Genomic DNA, 25,394 nt, shown 5'->3' on the forward strand with positions numbered 1-25,394 from the left:
GGTTGCCGCGTCTCTGGCCGGGTGGCCGGAGACGTCAAAGGCATATTATCGCCGCTGCTTGCGTCAGGGGGCGTCGCTGGCGGAAAATTCCATTGAAATTTGTTCCGCCACCTGCACCAGCGCCGGCCCCAGGGCCGTCAGCAAGGCACGCGCCTGCGCCAGGTCGCCGCCCAGGCGCAAGCCTTCGATCGACGCGCACAGGTCGGCAAAGGCATGGGCGCCCACGGCCAGCGCCGACGATTTGCTGCGGTGTCCCAGGTCGGCCAGGCGCCCCAGGTCTTCCAGCGCCATGGCCTGCTCCATTTCGGCGATGCCGTCGCGCGCAGTGTCGAGAAACAGCTGGGTATATTTGCGCATTTTCAAGGCGTCATTGCTGAACGTGAGCGCCAGGGTGGCCAGGTCGAGGATGGCCGTGTCGCGCAAGTCCCGCGTAGCGCCCGATGGCGGCGCTTTCGGCACCGCCGCCAAGCTGTCGCCCGCGCGCGCATGGCCGATGCTGCCGATACCGCCTCGCAGGCGGAACCATTTCGCCAGCAGGTGAAACAGCAGATTCGGGGCGATCGGCTTGGTCACGAATTCATCCATGCCCGCCGCCAGACAGCGGGCGCGGTCTTCGCTGCCCGCATTGGCCGTCATGGCGATCACCAGCAGGCCGGCAAGCTGAGGGTCGGCGCGGATGCGGCGCGTCGCCTCGAAGCCGTCCATCTCCGGCATCTGCACGTCCATCAGCACGCAGTCATAGCGCTGCCGGGCCAGCAATGCCAGCGCCTCGCGGCCGTTGCCGGCGACGCAGACGGTGGCGCCGGCGTCTTCCAGCAATTCGCAGCCCACCTGCTGGCTGAAGACGTTATCTTCCACCAGCAGGATGGACGCGCCGCGTATCACCCCCAGCACTTCCGGCTCCACTTCGGCGATGCGCTCGTCGCCCGCCTGCGCGCTTTTCTCCAGGCGCGCCGTGAACCAGAAGGTGCTGCCCAGACCCGGCTGGCTGTACACGCCCACCTTGCCGCCCATGAGCTCCACCAGTTGCTTGCTGATCACCAGCCCCAGCCCGCTGCCGCCATACTTGCGCGTGGTCGACGGGTCGGCCTGGTGGAAGGAGCGAAACAGCTGCGCCACCTCTTCCTGCGTCATGCCGATGCCCCGGTCCTGCACTTCGAAGCGCAGCATGCTGTGGCTGCCGCGCTCCTCGGACTGGCGCACGCGCACGAAGATGCTGCCATTGTCGGAAAACTTGATGGCGTTGCTGGTCAGGTTCAGCAAGACCTGCTCCAGGCGCAGCGGGTCGCCACGCCAGCGCTGCGGCAGCTCCGGCGCGATATCGAACTGCAGCGCCAGGCCCTTGACGGCCGCTGCGTCGCCGAGCTGGCTGGCGATGTTGGCCAGCAGGGTGTCGAGCCGGAAGTCCAGCACTTCCAGTTCCAGCTTGCCCGCCTCGATCTTGGAAAAATCGAGGATGTCGTTGATCAGGCCCAGCAAATGCTGGCCCGAATGGAAGATTTTTTGCAGATAGTCACGCTGGCGCGCATCGGCCACCGATTTCAGCGCCAGGTGCGCCATGCCGATGATGCTGTTCATCGGCGTGCGGATTTCATGGCTCATGTTCGACAGGAAGTCGCTCTTGGCCTGACTGGCCGCGTCGGCCTGTTCCTTCAGGCGGTGCAGTTCCGTCACGTCGGTGGACAGGCCGATCAGGCCCGTGACGGGACCGGGCAAGCCCAGCGGCACTTTCACGCTCCACAGGTGATGCACCTGGCCCTGCGCATCGACGAAGCGCTCTTCGCCGACGAACTTGACGCCGCTGTCGAACACCTGGCGCTCCGTGCGCTGCGCGGACGCCGCCTTATCGCCGAGCATCAACTCGCCATCCTGGCGGCCGATCAGCTGCTCCGCCGAACGGCCCAGTATCTTCGCCGTGCGCGCATTCACGTAGCGGTAGCGCAGGTCGGCATCCTTCATGTAGACGTAGGCGTCGACGCTGTCGAGCACCGTATCGAGCAGGGTGCGCTGCGCCACCGCGTTGCGGCGCGAACGGTACAAGGTAAAGATATAGCCATAAATGAGCAGGGTGCCGGCCACGCCGACGGCCAGCGCCAGCCACGGGAAATAGCGGTCGAAGGGGCTGTACAGCTCTGCCTTGCGCACGCGGAAATGGGCTTTCCACAGGCCGCCCTGGTAAGCCACCGGCAGCACCTGGTCGAAATAGTCGGCATCGCTGCCCGGTTGCGGCGGCGCCACCGCCAGGTCGCCATCGTCGTTGAACAGCAGGCGGTCCTGCGGCAGGATGAGCAGAACCCCGTCGGCCGGCAACGGATCGGCCGCGCTGTACAGGGTCAGGTGCAGCGGTTCCAGGGCGCTGCGTTCGAGCGCGCTGTGCACCAGTTGCGCCACGCCAAAACCGATGCCGACGGAACCCTGATAGGCGGCGCGACGCTCGGCCACGCTGCCCTGCGGCATGCCATTGCGGTACACGGGAAGACGCATGCCCAGGCCCACGTGCGCGGGCGGTCCCTTGATCATGATCACCTGGCCCGACGCGCTGACCTCGCCGCTGTCGCGCGCCTGCGCCAGGGACTGCGCCACCAGCGGGTTGGCGCCGATATCGACGCCCATGCGTTCGGCCAGCAGGGAGTCGGGCTCCAGGTAAGTGAGCACCGTGTATTCCGGCCGCTCGCCGGGCGGACGGATGGTGAATGCGGGATAGCCGCGCGGCGCCAGGCTGGTGTCTTTGCGCACGGCCTCGATGAAGGCGGCGCGCTGCGCCGACGGGAAGGCCACCGCGTAGTTGACCGATTCGATGGCGGGGAACTGGCGCGCGATATCGAGGCCGGCCACGTAATCGTGGAACTGGCGGCGCGTCAGATGCTCGCTGGTGCGGAACAGGGCTTCGAGCCCGCGCAGCAGGTCGGAATAGCTTTTCACGCGCGTGACGAGGCTATGCTGGGCACCATGCGTGAGATTGTCGAAACGCTGTTCGGCATCGTCGTTGACCGTGCGCGCCGCGCCCGCGTACAGGGCGCCGCCCACCGCCGATGCCAGCAGCAAGCCACCTGCCCATATCCTGATGCCTGATCCCGCCCCGCCCTTGCTCAAAGTGTGCATTGTCAATCGCTTATTCCGGTTTCCTCGAATGTGCGGCGCAGTCCGCCCAGCAGGTACGAGGATACTATCAAAGCCCCCGCCCGACGCGTCCGTACATGAAAAAAAGCCCGCGCTGTGGTTGCACTGGAAAACACCGCGCGCCTAGGCCGCCTGCAGAGCCCCTGCCAGGAAGTCGCAAAAGGCGCGCACCTTTTCCTGCACATGGCGTCCGTCGGGCGTCAAGGCATACACGCCACGCCTGGCCATGCCGTGCGACGGCAGCACGCGCACCAGGGCGCCGCTGGCAAGCAGCGGTGCGGCGACGAACGACGGCAGCGCGCCCACGCCGATGCCCGCCACCAGCATATCGGCCAGCAGCAGGCTGCTGTCGGCGGAAAAGCGCACGGGCAGGACGATGCTGCTCGCCCCTTCCGGGCCGGCCAGCTGCCAGATGCCGGGGCTGTCGGCCAGCCGATAGGCCAGGCAATCGTGACCGTGCAAGTCCTGCGCCTGCCGGGGTGTACCGCGCCGCGCCAGATAGGCGGGCGATGCGCAAATCATCTGTTCCACATCGCCCAGGCGGCGCGCCACCAGGGTCGAATCGGCCAGCGCGGCGCGGATGCGCAGCGACACGTCATAGCCCTCGCCCACCACGTCGCGCAGGCGGTCGTCCAGGGTCATTTCGATTTTGACTTCCGGATAGCGGGCCATGAAGTCCGGCAGCAGCGGCGAAAGCACTTTCAAGCCAAACGACAGTGGCGCATTCACGCGCAGCCGCCCCGCCACCTTGCCGGCGCAGCCGCGCGTGGCCAGTTCCAGTGCGTCGATTTCATCGAGCAGGCGGCAGCATTCAAGATAATAGGCACGCCCGCCGTCCGACAAACTCATGCGTCGTGTCGTGCGCACCAGCAGCACCGTTGCCAGATGCGCTTCCAACTGGCGCACCTGCTTGCTGATGGCCGCCGCCGACTGGTTCAGGTCCAGCGCCGCCTTGCTGAAGCTGTCGCGCTCGACCACCTTGCGAAACACGCGCATATGCGCCAGGACATCCATGATTCTTTCCATTTGGTTGAATATCTTATTATTTTATCGCTGATTATCATTGAATTGAAAAACAATATGATGGTGGCTTCTTCATTCATCTCACGCAAGGAGCACTCCATGTTCACACCATCTGCCACCCTGACTACCCTGCTGCTGGCGCTGCTGGCTGGAACCACCCAGGCCGCAGCGCCCGCCCCTGCCGCAGCCATGCCGGAAGTGGCTATCAGCCCCTGGGGCCCGAAAGACGAGATCGGCCGCCTGAACCTGATGACGCCAGCCTCGCGCGCCGCCATCCTGGCGCGCATCGACGGCGGCAAGAGCTATGACCTGGCCGTCGATTTCTATGTCGGTATGCCCAGCTGGCAGGCAGCCGGCGATCCGCCCTACCAGATGTGGATGACGCACACGCCGAAGGGCAATGTGGTGGCCGACTCGATGCGAGTGGGCGAACAGATGAACCGCCACGTCAGTTACACGGGCTCGGCCGTCTCCATGTATGCGCACATGGGCACGCATATCGACGCCCTCAACCACTTCGGCTTGAACGGCAAGATCTGGAACGGTTTTACGGAAGAACAGTATCTGGGTGACCGGGGCTGGACTGTGACGGGCGCGGAAAAACTGCCGCCCATCGTCGCGCGCGGCGTGCTGATCGACGTGGCCGTGGCCAAGGGATTGTCGCAACTGCCCGACAATTACCGGGTCACACGGCAAGACTTGCGCACCGCGCTGGCCAAGCAGCACATCACGCTGGAAAAGGGCGACGTGGTGCTGATACGCACGGGCCGCATGCAGCACTATGAGCAGGCGCAAGCCTACATGGCCAATCCCCCCGGCCTGTCGCTCGATGCGGCGAAATTCCTCGTGGAAGATGGCGGCGCGATGGTGGTGGGCGCGGACAACCTCAGTTTCGAGGCGTTTCCGTCCGAAGTGGCGGGCAACTACCTGCCCGTGCACACCTATTTACTGGCGCAACAGGGGACACCCATCCTGGAACTGGTCGACTTGGAAGCGCTGTCGCGCGACAAGGTCTACCAGTTCGCCTTCATCGGCGCCTCCTTGAAGTTCCGGGGCGGCGACGCGGCGCCCATCCGTCCCGTGGCCCTGCCGATCCGCTAAGTCACACGGTCGCGGCCAGCAAAGCGCCGGCGCCATGGTCATCCCAGGCATCGGCGCAGCGCACCACGTCGCCTACGACGATGATGCTGGGACTGCCCAGGCCGCTGGCCTGCAAGTCGCCGGGCAAGCAGTGCAAGGTGCTGAGCAACTGGCGCTGCGTTGCCAGGCTGGCCGATTGCACCACGGCCACGGGCGTGCCGGGCGCCATGCCGCCGGCCAGCAAGCCGACCTGGATGGCCGCCACCCTGGCCACGCCCATATAGATGACCAGGGTCAGGCCGCTTTGCGCCAATGCCGTCCAGTTCGGCTCCGAGGCGCTATCCTTGCCATGGCCCGTGACGAAAATCGCGCCCTGGCTCCAGCTGCGGTGCGTCAGCGGCACGCCGATGCTAGACGGTGCGGCCAGGCCGCTGCTGATGCCAGGGATCACTTCGACGGCCACGCCGTGGCTGCGCAGGTAGGCGCGCTCTTCGCCGCCGCGCCCGAACAGGTAGGGGTCGCCCCCTTTCAGGCGCACCACGTGCAGGCCGGCGCGGGCTTCGGCCAGCATCAGGCGCTCGATGAAGGCTTGCGGCGTGGAAGCGCAGCCGCCCCGCTTGCCCACCTCGACCACGCGCACGCCGGGCGCCGCATGCGCGAGAATGGCCGGGTTGACGAGGTCGTCGATCAGCACCACGTCGGCCCGTGCGATGGCCTTTACTGCCTTGATGGTCAGCAGGTCCGGGTCGCCGGGACCGGCGCCAACCAAGGTCACGCTTCCTTGTTGTGCCATGATGAAATCTCCCATTAAAAAAAGTGAGTGATGGCAAACGATGCCGCGTAGGCTTCCGGCGCGCTGCCATCCCACACGACGCCGTCGCACAGGGTCGAGCGGCGCATCGGTGACGCGGGCAAAGGCGTGGCCGTCATTTCCGCCGCCTGGCGGTACAGGTCGAGGCGATTGACTTGCCTTGCCACCGCCAGGTAATCGGGTTCGTCGCGCAACAAGCCCCAGCGCCGGTGCTGGGTCATGAACCACATGCCGTCGGACAGGTAGGGGAAATTCACGGCGCCATCCCGGTAGAACTTCACACCGTGCGCCTCGTCCCAGGTCTTGCCCAGCCCATCCTGGTAGTGGCCGAGGATGCGCGGCGCCAGCATTTCCTGCGGCGTATTCAAATAAGCAGGCTCGGCCAAGGTGGCCGCCATGGCCAGCCGGTTGGCATCGCTGGCGTCGATCCAGCGCCCCGCCTCGAGCACGGCGGCGATCAGGGCGCGGCAGCTATTCGGATGCGCCTGCGCAAATGCGGCGCTGGTGCCCAGCACCTTGCCCGGATGGTCGGGCCAGATGGCGCCGCTGGTCGTGGCCGTCACGCCCACGCCATCGACGATGGCCTTGTAGCCCCACGGTTCGCCGGCGCAAAAGCCGTCCATCTGGCCCGCGCGCAAGGCGGCCACCATCTGCGACGGCGGAACCGTCATCACGCGCGCATCGCGCAGCGGATCGATGCCCTGCGCGGCCAGCCAGTATTGCAGCAGCATCGCGTGGTTGCCGGTCGGGAAAGTATGTGCAAACGCAAAAGGCCGCATCGCAGCGCGCATGTGCCGCGCCAGGGAGGGACCATCGTGGGCGCCTTCCCGCGCCAGCGCCGCCGACAGGGTGACGGCCTGGCCGCTGTGATTCAGATTCATCAATACGGCCATGTCATGTTGCTGCCCGCCGATGCCCATCTGCACGCCATACACGAGACCGTACAACACGTGGGCAGCGTCGAGTTCGCCGTTATTCAATTTGTCGCGCACGCCGGCCCACGACATCTCGCGGCTCAGTTCGATCTTGATGCCGTATTTTTCATCCAGGCCCAGCTTCGACGCCATCACCAGCGAGGCGCAATCGGTCAGCGGCAAGTAGCCGACGCGTATCGTTGTTTTTTCCGGCTGCAGGGAGCGCATCACCTGGCCGCCATGTCCTGCCTGTTTGCCCGCTTGCTCTGTCATACTATTCCTTGCTGATAAGTACTGTTTTTCCGCGCCACCATGGGCAAGGCTCTCCCCGCCCAGCAGCAAGGACCGTGCCTATGCACGTCCTGCTCAAGGAGCCAGAAAATGCACCGGAATGGTGCGCTGCACCAGCATGTATCAGGAAATGGACGATTCATCCCAGCAAGTCCTCCACGTCGAGGATGCGCTGGGCGATTTCCGCCAGCTTCAATTTCTTGTTCATGGCCATGCTGCGCAAGCGCTGGTAAGCCTGGTCTTCCGTCAAGCCGTGATGCGTCATCAACAAGCCCTTGGCCCGTTCGATCACCTTGCGTTCGAGCAGCTTGTGCCGCGTGTCGAGCAATTCGGCGCGCAATTTTTCTTCCTGGCGAAAGCGCGCCAACGCCACGTTCAGCACGGGCAAGATGCGCTCGGCATGCAAGCCGGCCACGATATAGGCGGACACGCCGGCCGCCATGGCCGCGTCGATGCTGGCTGTGGCGCCGTCTTCCGTAAACAGGACGATGGGACGGCGCTCGTCGCGCGTGGCGATGACGATGTGCTCGAGCACGTCGCGCGCATCCGATTCGGCATCGATGATGATGAGATCGGGCTGCAGCTGCGCGATGCGCTCAGGAAGGTAGAGGTCGGCTGGCAGCGAGGCGACGATGTCAAAGCCTGATTCCAGCAAGCCGATGCGCAAGGCATTGCCGCGCTGCACTTGGGCAGCCAAGGCGGCATTCTCGTGCACGCCGTGCTCGACAATGGTATTGACGACAACGATGCGCAAAGGCTGGGTACGGCTGGACGTCATGGGAGCGATCTGCAATGGCTAAACAATTAGCCATTGCAGTAAGCAAGAAGCGAACCAGACGGTTGAGTGCGTTTATTTTACTTCAGGGTCGGCATGGCAAACTCCGCGCCGGCAGCCGTCGATGCCGGCCAGCGCTGCGTCACGGCCTTCTGCTTGGTGTAGAAGCGCACGGATTCCGGGCCATGCGCATGGTGGTCGCCGAACAGGCTGCGTTTCCAGCCGCCGAAGCTGTGGAAAGCCATCGGCACGGGAATCGGTACGTTGACCCCCACCATCCCCACCTGCACGCGGTGCGTGTATTCGCGCGCGGTATTCCCATCGCGCGTGTAGATGGCCGTGCCGTTGCCGTACTCATGCGCGTTGACGAGGTCCAGCGCCGTGGCGAAATCGGGCACGCGCACGATGCACAGGACGGGGCCGAAGATTTCCTCCTTGTAGATCGTCATCTCGGGCGTGACGTGGTCGAACAGGCTGCCGCCAAGGAAAAATCCTTGCTCGTGACCGGGCAAGACGAAACCGCGCCCGTCGGCCACCAGCTTGGCGCCCTCTTCCACACCCTTGGCGATGTAGCCGGCGATCTTCTCCTTGTGTACTTGCGTGACGACCGGCCCCATCTCGGCCGACAAATCCATACCCTGGGTAATCTTCAAGGCCGCGATACGCGGCACCAGCGCCTCGACCAGCTGGTCCGCGACATTGCCGACCGCCACCACCACGGAAATGGCCATGCAGCGCTCGCCGGCCGAACCGAAGGCGGCACCCATCAGGGCGTCCACCGTCTGGGGAATATCCGCGTCCGGCATGACGACCATGTGGTTTTTCGCGCCGCCCAGCGCTTGCACGCGCTTGCCCTGCGCGCAGCCGGTGGCATAGATGTACTCGGCGATCGGCGTGGAACCGACAAAGCTGACGGCGCGCACATCCGGGTGATGCAGCAAGGCATCGACGGCTTCCTTATCTCCCTGCACCACATTGAAGACGCCGTCAGGCAAGCCCGCGTCCGTCAACAACTGCGCCAGCAACAGGCTGGCCGACGGGTCGCGTTCCGACGGTTTTAATACGAACGTATTGCCGCAGGCAATCGCCATCGGGAACATCCACATCGGCACCATGACAGGGAAGTTGAAGGGCGTGATGCCGACGCAGACACCGAGCGCCTGGCGGATCGACCAGGCATCGATGCCGCCAGCTACCTGTTCCGAATATTCTCCCTTCATCATTTGCGGGATACCGCAGGCAAACTCCACCACTTCGATGCCGCGCGTCACTTCCCCTTTTGCATCCGTAAATACTTTGCCGTGCTCTGCCGTGATCAGGGCGGCCAATTGATCCGAGTGTGCTTCCAGCAATTCCTTGAACTTGAACATCACGCGGGCGCGGCGCAGGGGCGATGTTTGCGACCAGGCGGGAAACGCCGCGTGGGCAGCGGCCACGGCCGCGTTCAGCTCGCTCGGCGTGGCCAGCGACACCTTGGCCGTGACGGCGCCCGTGGCGGGATTGAAGACGTCGCTCGTGCGCTCGGAGCGCGAAGCCATGGGGTTGCCACCGATAAAGTGGCCGATCTGTTGCGTTGTCATTGGAGTTCCTTATTTGGTATTCATCAGCCATTCATGGGCCGGGTCGTTTTTAAAATGCCACACGCGTTGCGGGCCGGCCATCACGTTCAGGTAATAGCTGTCGTAGCCATACGGCACGGTGACGGGGTGGTAGCCCCTGGGCACCATCACCACGTCGTGGTTTTCCACGGCCATGGCCTCGTCAATGGACCGGTCATCCGTGTAGACCCGTTGGAAGGCAAAGCCCTGTTCGGGATTGAGGCGGTGGTAATAGGTTTCCTCGAGCGAACTTTCCAGCGGCACATTGTCGCTGTCGTGCTTGTGCGGCGGATAACTGGACGAATGGCCGGACGGCGTGACCACCTCGACTACCAGCAAGCCATCGGCCTCGGCCGTCTGCGGCAGAATGTCGCACACGTAGCGCGTATTGGCGCCCTTGCCGCGCACGGAGCGCGTCATGGAAGACGGTGCGATCAGGCGCGCCGGGCGATGCGTCGTGGCCGGCGCGCTGCACAGGGCCACTTCCGCAGCGCTCACGGCCGTGATGCTGACCTGTGTTTCCAGTGGAACATACACGGCATACGGCGAACGCTCCTCGAAGACGCTCTGGCGATTACCGATGGCTTCCCAGGCTTGATCGCCCGCCTGGACGGTGACCGTGCCCGTCAGTACGACAATGCACAGCTCGCGCTTGCCCGTCTCCAGATGCAACGGTTCCCCGGCAGCCAGGCGATGCGCAGCAAAGCCCACATGCGTCCAGCCGGCCGACTCGGGCGTCACCTCGACGATGGTGGAACCAGGCCGGGCCTTGACCAGTAGCGGGCTCATGCCGCCTCCCGGCCTAGACGGGGAATGGCCTCGACGAGGTGAGCCAGGTAATCGTGGCCCATCTTCGCGTATTCGTAGCTGGGCGCGACGGCCGGGTCTTGCTCGGCCTCTACGACCAGCCAGCCTTCGTAACCGTGCAGATACAAACGCGTCAGGATGGCCGGAAAGTCGATGCTGCCGTCGCCTGGCACGCTGAAAGCGCCATTGATGACGGCCTGCAAGAAACTCCAGTGGCCATTGCGGGCCAGTTTCACCACGTTAGCGCGCACATCCTTGCAATGCACGTGGCAGATGCGATCGATATGCTTGTTCAAGACGGCTAGCGCGTCGCCGCCGGCAAAGGTGATGTGCCCCGTGTCGAACAACAAGCCCACTTCCGGCCCCGTCAAGGCCATCAATTGATCCACGTCCGCCGGCGTTTCCACGTAGGCGCCCATGTGGTGGTGGTAAGCCAGACGCACGCCGTTGTCGAGCAGGTGCTTGGCAAACGCCGTCAATTTGTCGGCGTAGTCCTGCCATTGCTGTGCGGACTGGAAACGCGGGCGTTTATACAGGGGGCGGGCTTCGCCCTGGATGGCGTCGGCCACCTCGCCGTACACCATGACGCTGGCGCCGCTGTCGGCCAGCAGCCTCAAATGCGGACCGACGGCGGCGATCTCGTCTTCGACCGAGCGGTGCGCCAGGCGGCCCGAATACCAGCCGGAGACACACGCCAGGCCATACTTGCCCAGCACGGCATTCAAGGCTGGGGCGTCCTTGGGAAACTTGTTGCCCAGTTCAAAACCCACATAGCCGATCTCGGCGCCCTCCTTGAGGGCCGTTTCTAAAGGCGTCTCGCCGCCCAGGCTCGGCAAATCGTCGTTCATCCACGAGATCGGGTTGATGCCGATCTTCACATTCCAGGTTGGTGCGTTCATTTTATTTGTCCTTGGCGGTCAAGTTCATAACGGATGCGGGCAGCTTGCACGTCGGCTTGCGTGGAGACCTCAGGCACGGCCACTTCCCACCAGCAACCACCCTCTTCGGTCGTGCGCGTATCGTCCGTATCGATGCAGATCAGATAGGTGCGCGAGGCAGCGCGCGCGCGCAGCATGGATTGCTCCAGCTCGGCGATATTGGCCACGTGTTCGGAGAGCGCCCCCAGCGACTGCGCATGCAGGGCGAAGTCGATCCGTGGGGCGCTATCGGGCAACATATTGTTGAACGAGGCATTGCCGCAGGCCTGCTGCAGGCGGTTGATGCAGCCATAGCCACGGTTGTCGAGCACGACAATAATGAGTTTTTTGTCCAGCATGACGGAGGTGGCGATTTCCGAATTCATCATCAAATAGCTGCCATCGCCCAGCATGACGATCACTTCGCGTTCGGGTTTGGCCATCTTGACACCGAGGCCGCCGGCGATTTCATAGCCCATGCACGAGTAGCCGTATTCCATGTGGTAGCCGCCGGCCGTAGCAGTGCGCCACAGTTTATGCAGTTCGGCCGGCAAAGTCCCTGCCGCGCAGACGACGATATCGTTGCTGGTCGAGTCGCCGGACGAACGCTGCACGGCGCCGATGACTTCGCCGTCGTATGGCAAGCCGGCCACCTCGCGTTTCCCCGTAATGCTTTTGACTGTCTCGCGCCAGGCATTGCCCGCCTGTTGCGCGCGGTCCAGCCACTGGCCCGCGCTGTTCCAGCTGCCCAGCAGCCGCGACAGTCCCTGCAAGCCCAGCGTCGCGTCCGCCTGCAAGCCCAGGCCACGGCGTTTCAGCGCGTCAAAACTGTTGACGTTCATGCTGATCAGTTGCGCCTGCGCAAACAGGGAATTCGAGCCGGTCGTAAAATCCTGCAGGCGCGTGCCGATGGCCAGCACTACGTCCGCTTCCGCCGCCAGCGCGTTGGCGGCGGGCGAGCCCGTCACGCCGATGGCGCCCAGCTGCAAAGGATGGTCCCATGGCACGGCGCTCTTGCCGGCCTGGGTTTCCGCCACGGGAATGCCATGGCGCTCGGCAAACGCCTGCAGGGCGGCGCTGGCCTGGCCGTACAACACGCCGCCACCGGCCACGATCAGCGGCTGTTTCGCGTTTTTCAATAACAGCGCCGCTTCTTCCAGTTCCTGCTCGACGGGCGGCACGGCGCGGAAGCGCACGATGCGCGGTGCAAAGAAATCGGCCGGATAGTCATACGCCATGGTTTGCACGTCTTGCGGCAAGGACAAGGTCACGGGACCGCAGGCGGCCGGGTCCGTCAAGGCGGCAATCGCCCGTGGCAAGGCCGTGAGCAATTGCTCCGGATACACGATGCGGTCAAAGTAGCGCGACAGCGGCTTGAACGCATCGTTGACGGAAACGCTGCCGTCGCTGGCGTCTTCCAGTTGCTGCAACACGGGATCCGGCGCGCGCGAGACGAACACGTCGCCCGGCAAGAGCAAGACCGGCAAGCGGTTGACGTGCGCCAGCGCGGCGGCCGTCAGCAAGTTGGTGGCGCCCGGGCCGATGGAACTGGTGACCGCCATCATGCGCCGGCGCATGTGCGCTTTCGCATAGGCAATGGCCGCATGCGCCATCGCCTGTTCGTTGTGGGCGCGGTAGGTGGGAAAGCTGTCGCGGTACTGGTACAGCGCCTCGCCCAGGCCTGCCACGTTGCCGTGGCCAAAGATGGCGAAGGCGCCGCCGAACAGGGGTTCGTCATCCTCGGTACGCAATACCGACAGATAGCGTACCAGCGCCTGCGCCATGGTCAAGCGGACAGTGGCGCTCATGCTGCACGCTCCAGGCGGTTACGCGTACGCTGCCACAGGACAATGAGCTGCTCGAAGTTGGCGCGCACGGCGGCGATCAGGGCCGCATCGTCAAGTTCTCCGGCCAGCCAGCGGCGGCTCGGTTCCTGGAAGATGGTGCGGCCGACCATGAAGCCGCGGCACGTGGTGCTGGCACTGGCCTGTTCAAAACTGGCGGCCAGGGCGGTAATCGGCGCATTCAAGCCCAGCAGGACGACGCCACGGCAATACGGATCGCGCTCGTGCACGAGGGCATCGATGGCTTGCCATTGCTTGGCCGACATGCTTTCCAGTTTCCACCATTCCGGGTAAATGCCGAGGTTGTAAAGGCGCTTGACGGCGCGCAAGACGGTATCGTCATTTTGCGGCAATGCATCCGACGGTATGACTTCCAGCAACAGTTCGTGACCGCTCACTTGCGCCGCGTCATACAGGGCCTTGATCTGCGCTTCCTGTTCCAGCCGGTTTTCCACGGCGTCGTCCGGATGCAGCTGCACCAGGCACTTGATCACGTGTTCCTTCGGCCAGCTGAGCAGGTGCGAACCGATGGAACGGCCCCAGTCGAATTGCAGCGGGTTCGAGCCCGGCAATTCCACGGGACGGCCGATCCACCAGCCGCGCCCGGTCGCATCGTTGAGCGCATCGACGCCATAACGGCCATCGATCAGCACGCCCGTCCTGCCGGCCAGCTGCAAGGCCGTTTCCGTTTGCGCCACGGCTTGCACCATCAATTGTTTCAGGGCCGCAATGGCAGACTCGGGCGCGCCCGTCTGTTGCGCCAGCTCAAAAAATTGCGTGCGATGGTCGAAGGCGAACACGCACAGCTCATTCCACTCCTTGCGCGCTACAGTCGTGCGGTGCAAGCGGGACAAGGTGGCGTCCTGGTCCGGCTGCGTCAGCTTGGCGGCGTTGGCGAGGAAGTAGTCGAGCTCGATGGGCGACGGCATGGCCGGCGCACAGCCGTGGCGCGACACGACCAGGGCGCCGCAGCCATTCGCATAGCGGCAGCACGCCTCGTAATCCTCGCCGCGCAACCAGCCTTTCAGGAATCCGGAAAGAAACGCGTCGCCCGCGCCCAGCACGTTCAGCACTTCCACGCGCACGCCACGGTAGTTATACGCGTCATCCAGGCTGTGCGGCACCACATTGTCGATGACGGCGCTGCCCAGCGGGCCCCGCTTGACGACCAGGGTGGCCAGGGTGACGGCCCGCACGGCGCGCAAGCTGGCCATGATGTCGGCGCCACCGCCGGCGATCATGAATTCCTCTTCCGTGCCGACGATCAGGTCGAACTGCGGCAGGATCGCCTGCAAGTGGCGGGTCACGCCTTCGCTGGAGACGAAGCGCGTTTCGCCATCTGCCTTGCAGGAGAGTCCCCACAGCACGGGCCGGTAATCGATGTCGAGCACGGTACGCACGTTGTTGGCACGCGCCAGCTTGAGCGCCTGCGTGCTGACGGCGTGCATGGCGGACGTGGAAAAATGCGTGCCGGTGATTAAGAGTGCCTTGCTCGAGGCAATGAAGGCCGCATCCACCGACGCCAGGTCGATGGCCATGTCGGCGCAATTTTCCCTGTAGAAGACCAGGGGGAAGGTGTTTTTATCCTTGATGCCCAGCATCACCAGCGCCGTCAGGCGGTCGCGGTCGATGCCGACATGGCTGACGTCGCAACCTTCCTTCGACAAGGTGTCGGTGAGGAAACGGCCCATGTGGTCGTCGCCCACCTTTGACAACATGGCCGATTTCAAGCCCAACCGGGCCGTGCCGAAGGCGATATTCGCCGACGAGCCGCCCAGGTACTTGGCAAAACTGGTCGCGTCTTCCAGGGTGCTGCCGATCTGCTGCGCGTACAGGTCCACCGCCAGGCGGCCCAGGCAAATGACGTCGAGCGCGCGGCCCTGGGCAAATTGTGTCGGGTTATTCATGGTTATCCTTAAATCGTGACACCGTCGAGTTCAGCCATCAGCGTTTGCATTTCCGCACCGCCCGCCATCATGTCGAGTACTTCGTCCTTGGAAACGGTGTCCTTGGTGTAGGTACCCAGCGACTTGCCGCGGTTCAAGAGCGTGAACGAGTCGCCCACGGGATAGGCATGGTGCACATTGTGGGTAATAAAGATTACGGACAAGCCCCGTTCGCGCGCCTTGTAGATCAGTTTCAGCACATTGAACGACTGCTTCACGCCCAGCGCGGCTGTCGGCTCGTCGAGGATCAGCACTCGCGCGCCGAAGTGGATGGCGCGGGCAATGGCCAGGCATTGCCGCTCGCCGCCCGACATGGTGCCCACGGCCTGATGCGGGTCGCGCACCATGATGCCCATTTCGGCCAGCTTGTCGCGCGCCGTAGTGGCGGCGTACTCCATGTCCATCACGGGCAGCACGCCGAACATTTTCCTGATCGGCTCGCGGCCCATGAAGAAATTGCGCGCCACCGACAGCAAGGGCACCAGCGCCAGGTCCTGGTAGACGGTGGCCACGCCCAGGTCGAGCGCCTCTTTCGGCGAATTGAAGCTGACGGGCTTGCCGTCGACCAGGTAGTCGCCGCTGGTGGGCCGGTGCACGCCGGCCAGGGTCTTGATCAGCGTCGACTTGCCGGCGCCGTTGTCGCCCAGCAGGCAATGCACTTCGCCCGGTTTCAAGCGCAGGGTGACGTTTTGCAGGGCGATGACGGAGCCGAAACGTTTGCTGATGTTTTCCAGCGCAAGGATGTATTCGCTCATGGCTTATCTCGCTTCCGTGACACGGGCACGGACAAAGTTATTGAACAGCACCGCGATCAGCAGCATGACGCCGAGGAAGACGCGGAACCAGTCCGAATTGATATTCGTATAAGTAATGCCGATCTGCACCACGCCGAAGATCAGCGCGCCGAAGCAGGCGCCGACGACGGAACCGTAGCCGCCCGTCAGCAAAGCGCCGCCGATGACGGCCGCGATGATGGCTTCGAACTCCTTTTGCATGCCGCGGTCGGCGGCGGCCGAACCCACGTCAAATACTTGCAGCGTGGCAAACAGGCAGGCGCAAAAGGCCGTGAAGACGAACAACGATACCTTGATGGTTTTCACGGGCACGCCCACGTTCTTGGCCGCGTTGGCGTCACCGCCGACGGCGAAAATCCAGTTGCCGATGCGGGTGCGGGCCAGGACGAAGCCGGACACCAGCGCCAGGCCGCCCCACCAGACGATGACCTTGGGTATGCCCTTGACCAGCGGCGCGCCATTGTCGAGCGCCGTGATCCAGCCCGCCTTGGCCATCCAGGCGAACAGCGAGGTGCCCACTTCGCCATGGAACAGGGTCACGGCCAGCCAGTCTTCGGCGGCCAGCGCGCCGATGCCACTGACGATGGTGCGGTTGGCAAACATGATGGACAGGGCCAGAGTCAGGCCGCGCAGGATGAACAAAAAGGCCAGGGTGACGATAAACGAAGGCAGGCGCGTCTTGATGACCAGGTAGCCGTTGAGCCAGCCCAGCGCCATCGAACCGGCAAAGGCGAACAGGATGGCAGCCCACACGGGCCAGTGGAAGTAGACGGAAGGGATGGCGATCATCATGCCGGCAAAGCCGATCATGGAGCCGATCGACAGGTCGAATTCACCGGCGATCATCAATACGCACGCGCCGATGGCGATGATGCCCAGGTAGGCGGCCACCTGCGCCCAGTTGATCACGCCATCGAGGTTGAACATGCCAGAGTCACCGGCCGTCAGGATAAAGAAGGTGAACACCAGGATGGCGCCCGAGATCGAGGCGAATTCCGGACGGCTGAACAGCCGCTTGAGCCAGCTGACCTGCCCGACGCGCTCATCGGCGCCCTGCTTTTGCGGCGGCGTGCCCGAGGCGGCCATGCCACCCTGTTCCACGCTTAGTTTCACGGTACTCATGCTATGTCTCCCTTGTTTTATAGCAACCTGCCAGCCTCGACAACAATTCCAGGGCGGCAGGACCCGCGCGCCGGCAAGCATGGCCTGCGCGCGGGGACAACGACTAAGGTCTTGATTGAATTGAAAAGCGGGTGCTTAACGGAACTGGCCGGCGTATTTCTCTACCTTGCCGATATTGTCCTTGGTGACATAGCCAGGACCGGAACCGATATGGCGCGGGCCATACGATGGCGCCAGGCCATACTCGGCCAGGCGCGCCTTGAACTTGGCGTTATTGATCAGCTTTTCGCGGACCTTGGCCAGGTCCGTGGTCTTGTCCTGCTTCATGATGGCCAGCACGGCAACGGGGATATAGCCTTGCAGGTAGGGTTGCTGATCGATGGCGAACTGGATGCTGCCATCCTTGATGCCTTTCGATATCTCATCGGACAGGTCGAACGTGGCGAACCACATCTTGCCCTTCAAACCCATTTTCTCCAGGGCCTTCAACGAAGCGTGGGCCGAGGTGGGGCCCAGCGCCAGCACGGCCTGGGTTTTCGGGTTGTTGCGCAGGTAGGCGCTCAGCTTGCTTTCGATGGTGGTCGGATCTTCGCCCGCGTCCAGGGTGGCAGCCTTGAAATCGACGCCGATGGCTTCGGCAAAGCCGCGGCAGCGCTCGAACGACGACGGGTTCGTCGCGTAGTGGTTGACGCAGACGAATGACTTGATGCCGGCCGCCTTGGCTTTTTCGCCGGCGCCCTTGCCTGCTTCATATTCAGGCTGGCCCACGTGCATCACGGCGCCCAGCTGCTCGCTTTGCGCCAGGGTGCCGGAATTGATCGTGACAAACGGAATCTTCTTGGCAGCGACAAGGCCCAGCGGTTTTTGCAGCACGCTGAAGTCAGCGATGCTGACGATCACGCCGTCGTAATTGCGGGCGGCCGATTGCTCGACCAGGCGCGCCATGTCGGCCAGGTCGCCATTCGGCGGATTGCGGTAGTCGACGGTGACATTGAAGTCTTCACCTGCTTGCTTGACGGAATTTTTGATCGTATTCCACCAGGAATCGGAATCAGGCGCATGGCTGATCAGCACGAATTTCTCGCCCGCCGCGTGGCTGGCGCTCATGCCCAGACCCAGTCCCAGGCCGAGGCCCAGCATGGCCAGGCTTTTCAGAAATCCCTTACGCTTATTGCTTTGCATGAATGTCTCCTTGAAGGATTAATTTTTATAGTTGCCAGCTTTTGTCGCGTGTCAGCGGGGAACCGGAAAACCGGCAAGACCCGATGCACTGCGCACAGCTTAGGCCACAAAAAAGACAAATGCAATAAAATTTTCAAAATAAATTTAAATAGAAATTCGTTTCTATTTTCTGGATTCACTCCTATAATTCTCGCCAGAACCTGCCGCAGCAATGACGCGGCCCAGCAAGCACACAGAGGAAAAAACCATGGCAGCCACCGCCCCCATCGAACAGCTGATGCAACATATTGCCGCCGAGTACGACAATCTGTCGCGCCAGTTGAAAGTCATCGCGCAATACATTGAAAAGCACCGGGCCAGCCTGATGCTTGAGCGCATCAGCGACATCGCTGCCGCCTGCGACGTGCAGCCGTCCGCCATCGTGCGCTTCGCGCAGCGCTTCGGCTATACGGGCTTTTCCGAAATGCAGGATGTGTTCCGCCAGGCGTACACGGACCAGGCCGGCGCCACGCCCGACTACCAGCAGCGCATCCGCAAGCTTATTTCCACGCGCGACGCCGCGCTCAGCGCAGGCGATCTGACGCGCGAATTCGTCGGCGCCAGCCGCGCCGGCCTCGACGACCTGGCGGCCGGTCTCGACGACGCGCAGCTGGAAGCGGCCGTCAACCTGCTGTTGAAAGCAGACAATATCTATGTGATCGGCGTGCGCCGGTCCTTTCCGATCGCCTCCTACATCGCCTACGCGCTGGAACACACGGACAAACGCGTGCACCTGATTAGCGGACTGGGCGGCATGCACCGCGAACAGATGCGCAGCGTGCGCGAACGCGATGTGGCGATCGCCATCAGTTTCTCGCCTTACGGCAAGGAAACCCAGCAGTGCATCAAGGCGGCGCAAGACAAGGGCGCCAAGGTTCTGGTGATTACCGACAGCAAGCTGGCGCCGCTCGCGCGAGCCGCCGACGCGCTGCTCACCGTCACCGAGGGCAGCGCCTTCGCCTTCCGCTCGCTGACCAGCACCATCTGCCTGTGCCAGGCGCTGTTCATCGCGCTGGCATACAAATTAGAGCTCGACATCGAAGAAATCCACACCCCAGGAGAACATGATGATTGAAGTAGCGTTGTTCGGCGCCGGACGCATCGGCAAAATCCACGCGGCCAACCTGGCTGCCCAACCCGGCGTGCAGTTCAAGTACGTCGTCGATGTCAACCAGGAAGCGGCCGCCGCGCTGGTCGGCCTGCATGGCGGCAGCAGCGCCTCCGTGGAAGCGGCGCTGGCCGACCCGGCCATCAAGGCCGTCGTCATCGCTTCCAGCACGGACACGCACGCGGACTTGATCCTGCGCTCGGCCGCCGCCGGCAAGGCCATCTTTTGTGAAAAGCCCGTCGACCTGACCCTCGACCGTGCGCGCGCCTGCGCCGCCGCCGTCAAGGAAGCCAAGGTCCTGTGCATGCTGGGTTTCCAGCGCCGCTACGATCCCACCTTCAACGCCGTCAGGACACGCATCGAAGCGGGCGAGATCGGCACGCCGGAGTTGCTCATTGTCACCAGCCGTGACCCGGGCCCGCCACCGGTCAGCTACATCAAGGTGTCGGGCGGTATCTTCAAGGATATGCTGATCCACGATTTCGACATCTTCCGCTGGATACTCGATGATGAAGCCGTCAGCGTGCACGCCACGGGCAGCTGCCTGGTCGACCCGGCCATCGGCGAGGCGGGCGATCTGGACACGGCCGTCGTCACCATCCGCACGGCGAAGGGACGCTTGTGCCAGATCAATGCCTCGCGCCGCGCCGCCTACGGCTACGACCAGCGCTTCGAAGTGCTGGGCAGCGCCGGCATGCTGCAGGCGGGCAACCACAAGCCGACGGAAGTGACGGCCTATGGTGCTGTGAACGTCAGCGTGGACAAGCCGGAAGATTTTTTCCTGGAACGTTATCGCGTCGCCTACGCACAGGAAATGGCGCATTTCTTTGACGCCCTCACCCATGGCACGCCGCTGCGCACCACCGTCCACGATGGCTTGAAGGCACTGGAACTGGCGGAAGCGGCCACGCTGTCGTGGCGCGAACAACGCGTGGTCACTTTATAAACCAATAACAAAAACACCTGGAGACACCATGTCATCCCAAACATTAAAAGTCGGCATCGTCGGCCTGGGCCGGCTGGGCCAGCGCCATGCCATCAACCTGGCGCAGCGCGTGCCGAATGCCGAAGTCGTGGCCGCCTGCAGCCCCGTGCCAGCCGAACTGGACTGGGCCGCCAGCCAGCTGGGCATCACCACCGGCTATGCCGATTACGACGCCCTGCTGGCCCATCCGGGCCTGGACGCCGTTTTCCTCGTCACGCCCACCTCGCTACATGCGGACCAGATCATCGCCGCGCTGCGCGCCGGCAAGCACGTGTTTTGCGAAAAGCCGCTGTCGCTGGACCTGGCCGACTGCCTGAAGGTGGAAGCGGAAGCGGCGCGCCACCCGCAGCTGACCATCATGATCGGCTTCGTGCGCCGTTTCGACGCCAGCTACCATGACGCGCAGCAAAAGATCGCCCAAGGTTGTATCGGCAAACCGTATCTGGTGCGTTCGCAAACCTGCGACCAGAACGACCCCAGCGGCGCCTTCATGCGCTTCGCCCCCACCAGCGGCGGCATCTTCCTCGATTGCAGCGTGCACGATATCGACCTGGCGCGCTGGCTGCTGGGCAACCCCGTCCCCAGGCGCGTGTATGCGAGCGGCACCAATGCCATCCACACGGGCTTGCAGGCATTCGGCGACGTCGACAATGGCCTGGCCACGGTGGAATTCCTCGATGGCAGCATGGCCAGCTTCATGGCGTCGCGCACCATGGCGCATGGCCATGAAACCCTGACGGAAGTGTTCGGCACGGGCGGCCGCCTGGCCGTGGGTAGCAATCCGCGCCTGAACAGGGTGGAAATTTCGGATGCGCATGGCGTGCGCAATGAATGCACGCCGGACTTCTATGCCCGCTTCGCCGACGCCTTTCTGATCGAGGCGCAGGAATTTACGGATGCGGCACTGGGCCGGCGCACCTTGTCCTTGACCTTGCACGACGCGACGGAAGCGACGCGCATCGGCCTGGCCATGACGCAAGCGATGCGCGAGGCGCGGCCCGTGGAATTCTAGGCGTTTGCAAACAGCTCAGGCAGCCGGCGCAGGAAACGGCTGCCTGGGTTCCACGGCCAGCCGCAAGCCCATGGCATCGAGGATGGCCGTCAAGGTGCTCAAGGAAGGATTGCCATCGGGCGACAGGGTGCGGTACAGCTGGGTGGGATTGAGCTTGGCCGCCTGCGCCACGGCAGGCACGCCGCCAAAGGCGCGCGTCAGCTGGCGCAGCACGCTCAAGAGTTCTCCATGGTCACCATCGACGAGGATATTGTTGATCAATTCAAGGGCGAAAGCGGGATCGTCGCGGTACAGTTCGGCCATCGCCTCGTCATGCGAGCGGTCTCTTGCTGGTTTTTGCATGCCCTCTTTCATGTCCTCTTTCATAGCCTCTCTCCTTCCAGTCGCCATCTTGCTACCAAACCCGCACGCGCAGGCTGCGAATGCAGAAGTCACTGATGTACATCAAGATACGTTTTTCTAATTATTATAGGGAAATGATGCCGCCCATCCGTGCCTCACCCCGTGCCTCACATCCGCCTATTACGCTATACAATAAGCGCCTGTCCAAGCTAAAACCAGGCCGCCATGACGAACAACGACAGCAACTCCCCTTCCCTCGCCGGCGTGGCCGAACGGTACGTCAAGTTGGTCCTGGCCATGGGCCAGTACGATGCCTCGTATGTCGACGCGTATTACGGCCCGCCCGCATGGCAGCAAGAAGCGCTGGAACAGCAACAGGGTTTGAGCGATATCAAGGATGGCGCAAACGAGGCGCTGGCCCTGCTGGCCGACGCCGCCTGCCTGCGCGCCCTGAACCTGCGCAAGCAGCTGCAAGCCCTGCTGGCGCGCGCGGAGATGCTGCAAGGCACACGTCTCGATTTCGATACTGAAAGCGAGCGCCTGTACGATGCCGTTTCGCCCCACCACAGCCGCGCATACTATGAAGAACTGGTGACGCAGATCGACGCCCTGCTGCCAGGCGAAGGCACCGTCAGCGAGCGCGTGAACGCCTTGCGCGCGCAACTTGTCATTCCCGCCGACAAGCTACATGCCGTCATGGACGCAGCCATCCGCGCGGGCCGCGAACGCACCTTGCAGTACATCGCCCTGCCCGAAGGCGAAGATTTTGTACTGGAATTCGTCACCGACAAGCCGTGGAGCGGCTACAACTGGTACAAGGGCAACTACCAGAGCGTGATCCAGATCAATACGGACTTGCCCGTGTATATAGACCGCGCCGTCGACCTCGGCTGCCATGAAGCCTATCCGGGCCACCACGTGTACAACGTGCTGCTAGAGCGCGACCTGGTGCGCGGCAAGGGCTGGATGGAGTACTGCATCTATCCGCTGTATTCGCCGCAATCGCTGATCGCCGAAGGCACGGCCAATTACGGCATCGAACTGAGTTTCACGGATGAAGAACGGCTGGCTTTCGAACAGCAGGTGCTCTACCCGCTGGCCGGCCTGGACCCTGCGCTGGCGCCCCGCTATGCGCAACTGAACGCGCTGCTGGCCAAACTCGCCTATGCCGACAACGACATCGCGCGCCAGTACCTCGAAGGCGGCCTGAGCAGCGAAGAAGCGCTGGAATGGCTGGTCAACGTGCGCCTGTATCCGGCCGAGAAATCGGCGCAGCGCCTGCAGTTCTACGATGCCATGGGCGCCTATGTCATCAACTACAACCTGGGCCAGGACATGGCGAAAGTCTATGTCGAGCGCCAGGGTGCCACGCGGGCCGAGCACTGGGCAGCGTTCCGCGACCTGATGTCCTCGCCGCGCGTGCCAAGCGCGCTGCTGGAATGAGGCGCAAACGATAAAGGAGAGTCGCATGCACACCACGCACACTGCCAGCGCCCTGCTGCTGGTCCTGTCCTTCAGCCATGCGGTGTGGGCCAAAGATGCCGCCGTCACAGCGGCACCGGCGCTCAGCGCGCGCCAGCAGGTGCTGATGGCGACAGTTGTCGGCAGTGCCGCCCATCCGCGCATCCTGCAGGTGCGCCTCGATGAACTGCATCCGACCCAGCCAGACATCGGCTACGACCAGGTGTATTACAAGCTGGGACGCTATGCGGCCGAAGAAAAACGCCTCGCCGACATCGCCAAGCCGAAGAAATTCGCCGATCTGTGCGAGGCCAATGGCCAGGTCGACGTCTTGCCCGGCACGGCCAATGTGGCCAGCGCCACCCTGGCCGCGCCACCGGCCAGCTACCGCTGCAAGGCGGCCGTGGGCAGCCGTCCGGACGACATGAAAAGCGTCGTCATCGGCCCGCGCGGCAGCGTGTACCTGACCGATGGCCACCATACGTTTTCCACCTTTTGGGATGCCGATGGCGGGCGCAATCACCAATTGAAGGTCTGGGTCAAGGTCAGCGACAATTTCAGCGCCTTGAGCGTAGCGGCCTTCTGGGCCCGCATGCGCGAAGAAAACAAGGTATGGCTGAAAAATGGCCGGAACCAGGCCATCACGCCGCAGCAACTGCCGTCCGCCATCGGCCTGAAATCGCTGGGTGACGACCCGTACCGCTCGCTCGTCTACTTTACGCGCGAGATTGGCTACGAGCCGCCCGACCAGGCCACGGAATTCCTTGAATTCTACTGGGCCGGCTGGCTGCGCCAGCAGGCCGGCATCGACCTGACAAGGACCGACAGGGGCGATGTCGCCAGCTACCTGGCCACCATCAAGACCGCATCGGCCGCGATGGCGAGCCTGAAAGCCACGGACATTGTCAGCGGCGGCAGGACGGCGCAAGCGCTGGGCTGGACCGGCGTCTTCCGCCAGGGGGCGCTGGACGACCTGGTCACGCCGACGGGCAAGCTCAGTTACGCCATCGCGTACAAGAAAGCACTGGCAAAATAATCACGGCGCAAACAACAACGGCCCGCCTGTCATTCGACAAGCGGGCTGTTTTCTATGGCAAGTGCCGCTTACGCGATGCGTTCGCCATTCTGCGGATCAAACATGGCCGCTTTCGACAGGTTGAACGACAGTTGCATGGTCTGCCCCGGCAGCACCGCTTCGCGCGGATGCGTGCGGCAGGTGACGGCGGCGCCGTTCAGGCGCGTCGTCAGCAGGGTGTCCGGGCCGGTCGGCTCGACCAGGTCGATCAGACAGCCCAGTTCCTGGCCCACGTCGCCGTGCGCACTGCTCATGTCCGTGATCTGCTCCGGGCGCACACCCAGGACCACGTCGCGGCCCGCATAGCTGCGCAGCTTGTCGGCGGCGAACGGCAAGGCCAAACGCAAGCTCTTGCCCGCGTTCTCGATGGCGACAAACACCTCGTTGCCTTCGATGACAGGCTTGACGGTGACGAAGTTCATCGATGGCGAGCCGATGAAGCCGGCGACAAACAGATTCGCCGGATTGTCATAGATTTCCTGCGGCGTGCCCAGTTGCTGCACCACCCCATCTTTCATGACGGCGATCAGGTCGCCCATGGTCATCGCCTCGATCTGATCATGCGTGACGTAGACGATGGTGGCTTTCAGGCGCTGGTGCAGCAGCTTGATTTCGGCGCGCATTTCCACGCGCAGCTTGGCGTCCAGGTTCGACAGCGGTTCGTCGAACAGGAACAGCGACGGCTTGCGCGAGATGGCGCGGCCCATGGCGACCCTCTGGCGCTGGCCGCCCGACAGCTGCGCCGGACGGCGGTCCAGCAAATGCGTGATCTGCAGGGTTTCTGCCACGCGGGCAACGATTTCTTCCTGCTCCGCCTTCGGTACCTTTTTCACGTTCAGGCCAAACGCGATATTCTCGCGTACCGTCATCGACGGGTACAGCGCGTAGGACTGGAACACCATGGCGATGTCGCGGTCCTTCGGCGGCAGGTCGTTGACCACCTTGCCGTCGATGAGGATTTCGCCCGAGGTGACGCTTTCCAGGCCGGCCACCATATTGAGCAAGGTCGATTTGCCGGAGCCGGAGCCGCCGACGAGAATCAGGAACTGGCCATCCTTGATCTCGATGTCGATGCCCTTGAGGACTTCGACGCCATTCGTGTATACCTTGCGGATGCTGCGTATCGATAAACTGGACATATTCTTTCC

At 63.3% G+C, this 25,394-nt stretch carries 21 protein-coding genes; 6 read left to right on the forward strand and 15 right to left on the reverse strand.

Annotated elements, in window-relative coordinates; all coding sequences use genetic code 11:
• Positions 1-63: 63 nt before the first annotated feature.
• Positions 64-3,102: a CHASE domain-containing protein gene (locus ACQ4WY_RS21790; RefSeq protein ID WP_436505874.1), complete on the reverse strand. Its 3,039-nt coding sequence runs from the start codon at positions 3,100-3,102 to the stop codon at positions 64-66.
• Positions 3,103-3,243: 141 nt separating this feature from the next.
• Positions 3,244-4,134 (reverse strand): LysR family transcriptional regulator, encoded by an 891-nt coding sequence (locus ACQ4WY_RS21795; RefSeq protein WP_436505875.1) that lies wholly within the window; start codon positions 4,132-4,134, stop codon positions 3,244-3,246.
• A gap of 108 nt (positions 4,135-4,242) precedes the next feature.
• Here ACQ4WY_RS21795 and ACQ4WY_RS21800 point away from each other — a divergent pair, with 108 nt between their 5' ends.
• Positions 4,243-5,244: a cyclase family protein gene (locus ACQ4WY_RS21800; RefSeq protein WP_436505876.1), complete on the forward strand. Its 1,002-nt coding sequence runs from the start codon at positions 4,243-4,245 to the stop codon at positions 5,242-5,244.
• A 1-nt stretch (position 5,245) separates the two neighbouring features.
• Here ACQ4WY_RS21800 and cobA read toward each other — a convergent pair whose 3' ends face one another.
• From cobA to ACQ4WY_RS21855, 11 genes are all read right to left on the reverse strand, one after another.
• Positions 5,246-6,016, reverse strand: a complete 771-nt coding sequence (gene cobA / locus ACQ4WY_RS21805; protein WP_436505877.1) for a uroporphyrinogen-III C-methyltransferase — start codon at positions 6,014-6,016, stop codon at positions 5,246-5,248.
• Between the two features lie 14 nt (positions 6,017-6,030).
• Positions 6,031-7,221 carry a CmpA/NrtA family ABC transporter substrate-binding protein gene (locus ACQ4WY_RS21810; RefSeq protein ID WP_436505878.1) on the reverse strand — a complete coding sequence of 397 codons (1,191 nt, stop codon included), beginning with the start codon at positions 7,219-7,221 and terminating at the stop codon, positions 6,031-6,033.
• A 157-nt stretch (positions 7,222-7,378) separates the two neighbouring features.
• Entirely contained in the window at positions 7,379-8,017 is a 639-nt protein-coding gene (locus ACQ4WY_RS21815; protein ID WP_034757677.1) for an ANTAR domain-containing response regulator, read from the reverse strand.
• Between the two features lie 77 nt (positions 8,018-8,094).
• The gene (locus ACQ4WY_RS21820; RefSeq protein ID WP_436505879.1) at positions 8,095-9,594 is read right to left on the reverse strand and encodes a CoA-acylating methylmalonate-semialdehyde dehydrogenase; all 1,500 of its coding nucleotides are present in this window, start codon (positions 9,592-9,594) and stop codon (positions 8,095-8,097) included.
• 9 nt (positions 9,595-9,603) lie between these two features.
• On the reverse strand, positions 9,604-10,401 hold the full coding sequence (gene iolB / locus ACQ4WY_RS21825; RefSeq protein WP_436505880.1) for a 5-deoxy-glucuronate isomerase: 798 nt from the start codon (positions 10,399-10,401) through the stop codon (positions 9,604-9,606).
• A complete protein-coding gene (gene iolE / locus ACQ4WY_RS21830) occupies positions 10,398-11,318 on the reverse strand; it encodes a myo-inosose-2 dehydratase (protein WP_436505881.1) in 921 nt (306 codons plus the stop codon). The genes iolB and iolE overlap by 4 nt, the downstream gene beginning before the upstream one ends.
• On the reverse strand, positions 11,315-13,144 hold the full coding sequence (gene iolD / locus ACQ4WY_RS21835) for a 3D-(3,5/4)-trihydroxycyclohexane-1,2-dione acylhydrolase (decyclizing) (RefSeq protein ID WP_436505882.1): 1,830 nt from the start codon (positions 13,142-13,144) through the stop codon (positions 11,315-11,317). Before iolD ends, iolE begins: the two co-directional genes overlap by 4 nt.
• On the reverse strand, positions 13,141-15,087 hold the full coding sequence (locus ACQ4WY_RS21840) for a bifunctional 5-dehydro-2-deoxygluconokinase/5-dehydro-2-deoxyphosphogluconate aldolase (RefSeq protein WP_436505883.1): 1,947 nt from the start codon (positions 15,085-15,087) through the stop codon (positions 13,141-13,143). Before ACQ4WY_RS21840 ends, iolD begins: the two co-directional genes overlap by 4 nt.
• A gap of 8 nt (positions 15,088-15,095) precedes the next feature.
• Positions 15,096-15,881: an ATP-binding cassette domain-containing protein gene (locus ACQ4WY_RS21845; protein WP_436505884.1), complete on the reverse strand. Its 786-nt coding sequence runs from the start codon at positions 15,879-15,881 to the stop codon at positions 15,096-15,098.
• A gap of 3 nt (positions 15,882-15,884) precedes the next feature.
• Positions 15,885-17,006, reverse strand: a complete 1,122-nt coding sequence (locus ACQ4WY_RS21850) for an ABC transporter permease (protein WP_436506094.1) — start codon at positions 17,004-17,006, stop codon at positions 15,885-15,887.
• A gap of 171 nt (positions 17,007-17,177) precedes the next feature.
• Positions 17,178-18,182: a sugar ABC transporter substrate-binding protein gene (locus ACQ4WY_RS21855; protein WP_092802645.1), complete on the reverse strand. Its 1,005-nt coding sequence runs from the start codon at positions 18,180-18,182 to the stop codon at positions 17,178-17,180.
• Between the two features lie 289 nt (positions 18,183-18,471).
• On the opposite strand from ACQ4WY_RS21855, the gene ACQ4WY_RS21860 reads away from it, so the two are divergent.
• Genes ACQ4WY_RS21860 through ACQ4WY_RS21870 form a run of 3 tightly spaced genes read left to right on the forward strand, consistent with a single transcriptional unit; the run spans position 18,472 to position 21,368 of the window.
• The gene (locus ACQ4WY_RS21860) at positions 18,472-19,338 is read left to right on the forward strand and encodes a MurR/RpiR family transcriptional regulator (RefSeq protein WP_353657677.1); all 867 of its coding nucleotides are present in this window, start codon (positions 18,472-18,474) and stop codon (positions 19,336-19,338) included.
• Positions 19,331-20,317: an inositol 2-dehydrogenase gene (gene iolG, locus ACQ4WY_RS21865; RefSeq protein ID WP_436506095.1), complete on the forward strand. Its 987-nt coding sequence runs from the start codon at positions 19,331-19,333 to the stop codon at positions 20,315-20,317. Before ACQ4WY_RS21860 ends, iolG begins: the two co-directional genes overlap by 8 nt.
• Positions 20,318-20,345: 28 nt before the next feature.
• On the forward strand, positions 20,346-21,368 hold the full coding sequence (locus ACQ4WY_RS21870; protein WP_436505885.1) for a Gfo/Idh/MocA family oxidoreductase: 1,023 nt from the start codon (positions 20,346-20,348) through the stop codon (positions 21,366-21,368).
• 15 nt (positions 21,369-21,383) lie between these two features.
• Here ACQ4WY_RS21870 and ACQ4WY_RS21875 read toward each other — a convergent pair whose 3' ends face one another.
• Positions 21,384-21,734: a helix-turn-helix domain-containing transcriptional regulator gene (locus tag ACQ4WY_RS21875; protein ID WP_436505886.1), complete on the reverse strand. Its 351-nt coding sequence runs from the start codon at positions 21,732-21,734 to the stop codon at positions 21,384-21,386.
• Positions 21,735-21,935: 201 nt separating this feature from the next.
• On the opposite strand from ACQ4WY_RS21875, the gene ACQ4WY_RS21880 reads away from it, so the two are divergent.
• Positions 21,936-23,153, forward strand: coding sequence for a hypothetical protein (locus ACQ4WY_RS21880; RefSeq protein WP_436505887.1), 1,218 nt, complete (start codon positions 21,936-21,938; stop codon positions 23,151-23,153).
• A gap of 25 nt (positions 23,154-23,178) precedes the next feature.
• On the forward strand, positions 23,179-24,207 hold the full coding sequence (locus ACQ4WY_RS21885) for a ParB/Srx family N-terminal domain-containing protein (RefSeq protein WP_436505888.1): 1,029 nt from the start codon (positions 23,179-23,181) through the stop codon (positions 24,205-24,207).
• Positions 24,208-24,275: 68 nt separating this feature from the next.
• Here the strand turns inward: ACQ4WY_RS21885 and ACQ4WY_RS21890 are convergent, their stop codons facing one another.
• Positions 24,276-25,385: an ABC transporter ATP-binding protein gene (locus ACQ4WY_RS21890; RefSeq protein WP_436505889.1), complete on the reverse strand. Its 1,110-nt coding sequence runs from the start codon at positions 25,383-25,385 to the stop codon at positions 24,276-24,278.
• Between the last annotated feature and the right edge of the window lie 9 nt (positions 25,386-25,394).

Origin of the sequence: Janthinobacterium salmonicoloratum, assembly GCF_051380845.1 — a bacterium.
GTDB classification, from domain to species: Bacteria; Pseudomonadota; Gammaproteobacteria; order Burkholderiales; family Burkholderiaceae_D; genus Janthinobacterium; species Janthinobacterium lividum_F.

Bases quoted from the DNA above. Each gene is read 5' to 3' on its own strand.
- ACQ4WY_RS21790 (WP_436505874.1), bottom strand. From the start codon at position 3,102: ATGCACACTTTGAGCAAGGGCGGGGCGGGATCAGGCATCAGGATATGG.
- ACQ4WY_RS21795 (WP_436505875.1), bottom strand. From the start codon at position 4,134: ATGGATGTCCTGGCGCATATGCGCGTGTTTCGCAAGGTGGTCGAGCGC.
- ACQ4WY_RS21800 (WP_436505876.1), top strand. From the start codon at position 4,243: ATGTTCACACCATCTGCCACCCTGACTACCCTGCTGCTGGCGCTGCTG.
- cobA (WP_436505877.1), bottom strand. From the start codon at position 6,016: ATGGCACAACAAGGAAGCGTGACCTTGGTTGGCGCCGGTCCCGGCGAC.
- ACQ4WY_RS21810 (WP_436505878.1), bottom strand. From the start codon at position 7,221: ATGACAGAGCAAGCGGGCAAACAGGCAGGACATGGCGGCCAGGTGATG.
- ACQ4WY_RS21815 (WP_034757677.1), bottom strand. From the start codon at position 8,017: ATGACGTCCAGCCGTACCCAGCCTTTGCGCATCGTTGTCGTCAATACC.
- ACQ4WY_RS21820 (WP_436505879.1), bottom strand. From the start codon at position 9,594: ATGACAACGCAACAGATCGGCCACTTTATCGGTGGCAACCCCATGGCT.
- iolB (WP_436505880.1), bottom strand. From the start codon at position 10,401: ATGAGCCCGCTACTGGTCAAGGCCCGGCCTGGTTCCACCATCGTCGAG.
- iolE (WP_436505881.1), bottom strand. From the start codon at position 11,318: ATGAACGCACCAACCTGGAATGTGAAGATCGGCATCAACCCGATCTCG.
- iolD (WP_436505882.1), bottom strand. From the start codon at position 13,144: ATGAGCGCCACTGTCCGCTTGACCATGGCGCAGGCGCTGGTACGCTAT.
- ACQ4WY_RS21840 (WP_436505883.1), bottom strand. From the start codon at position 15,087: ATGAATAACCCGACACAATTTGCCCAGGGCCGCGCGCTCGACGTCATT.
- ACQ4WY_RS21845 (WP_436505884.1), bottom strand. From the start codon at position 15,881: ATGAGCGAATACATCCTTGCGCTGGAAAACATCAGCAAACGTTTCGGC.
- ACQ4WY_RS21850 (WP_436506094.1), bottom strand. From the start codon at position 17,006: ATGGCCGCCTCGGGCACGCCGCCGCAAAAGCAGGGCGCCGATGAGCGC.
- ACQ4WY_RS21855 (WP_092802645.1), bottom strand. From the start codon at position 18,182: ATGCTGGGCCTCGGCCTGGGACTGGGTCTGGGCATGAGCGCCAGCCAC.
- ACQ4WY_RS21860 (WP_353657677.1), top strand. From the start codon at position 18,472: ATGGCAGCCACCGCCCCCATCGAACAGCTGATGCAACATATTGCCGCC.
- iolG (WP_436506095.1), top strand. From the start codon at position 19,331: ATGATTGAAGTAGCGTTGTTCGGCGCCGGACGCATCGGCAAAATCCAC.
- ACQ4WY_RS21870 (WP_436505885.1), top strand. From the start codon at position 20,346: ATGTCATCCCAAACATTAAAAGTCGGCATCGTCGGCCTGGGCCGGCTG.
- ACQ4WY_RS21875 (WP_436505886.1), bottom strand. From the start codon at position 21,734: ATGAAAGAGGACATGAAAGAGGGCATGCAAAAACCAGCAAGAGACCGC.
- ACQ4WY_RS21880 (WP_436505887.1), top strand. From the start codon at position 21,936: ATGACGAACAACGACAGCAACTCCCCTTCCCTCGCCGGCGTGGCCGAA.
- ACQ4WY_RS21885 (WP_436505888.1), top strand. From the start codon at position 23,179: ATGCACACCACGCACACTGCCAGCGCCCTGCTGCTGGTCCTGTCCTTC.
- ACQ4WY_RS21890 (WP_436505889.1), bottom strand. From the start codon at position 25,385: ATGTCCAGTTTATCGATACGCAGCATCCGCAAGGTATACACGAATGGC.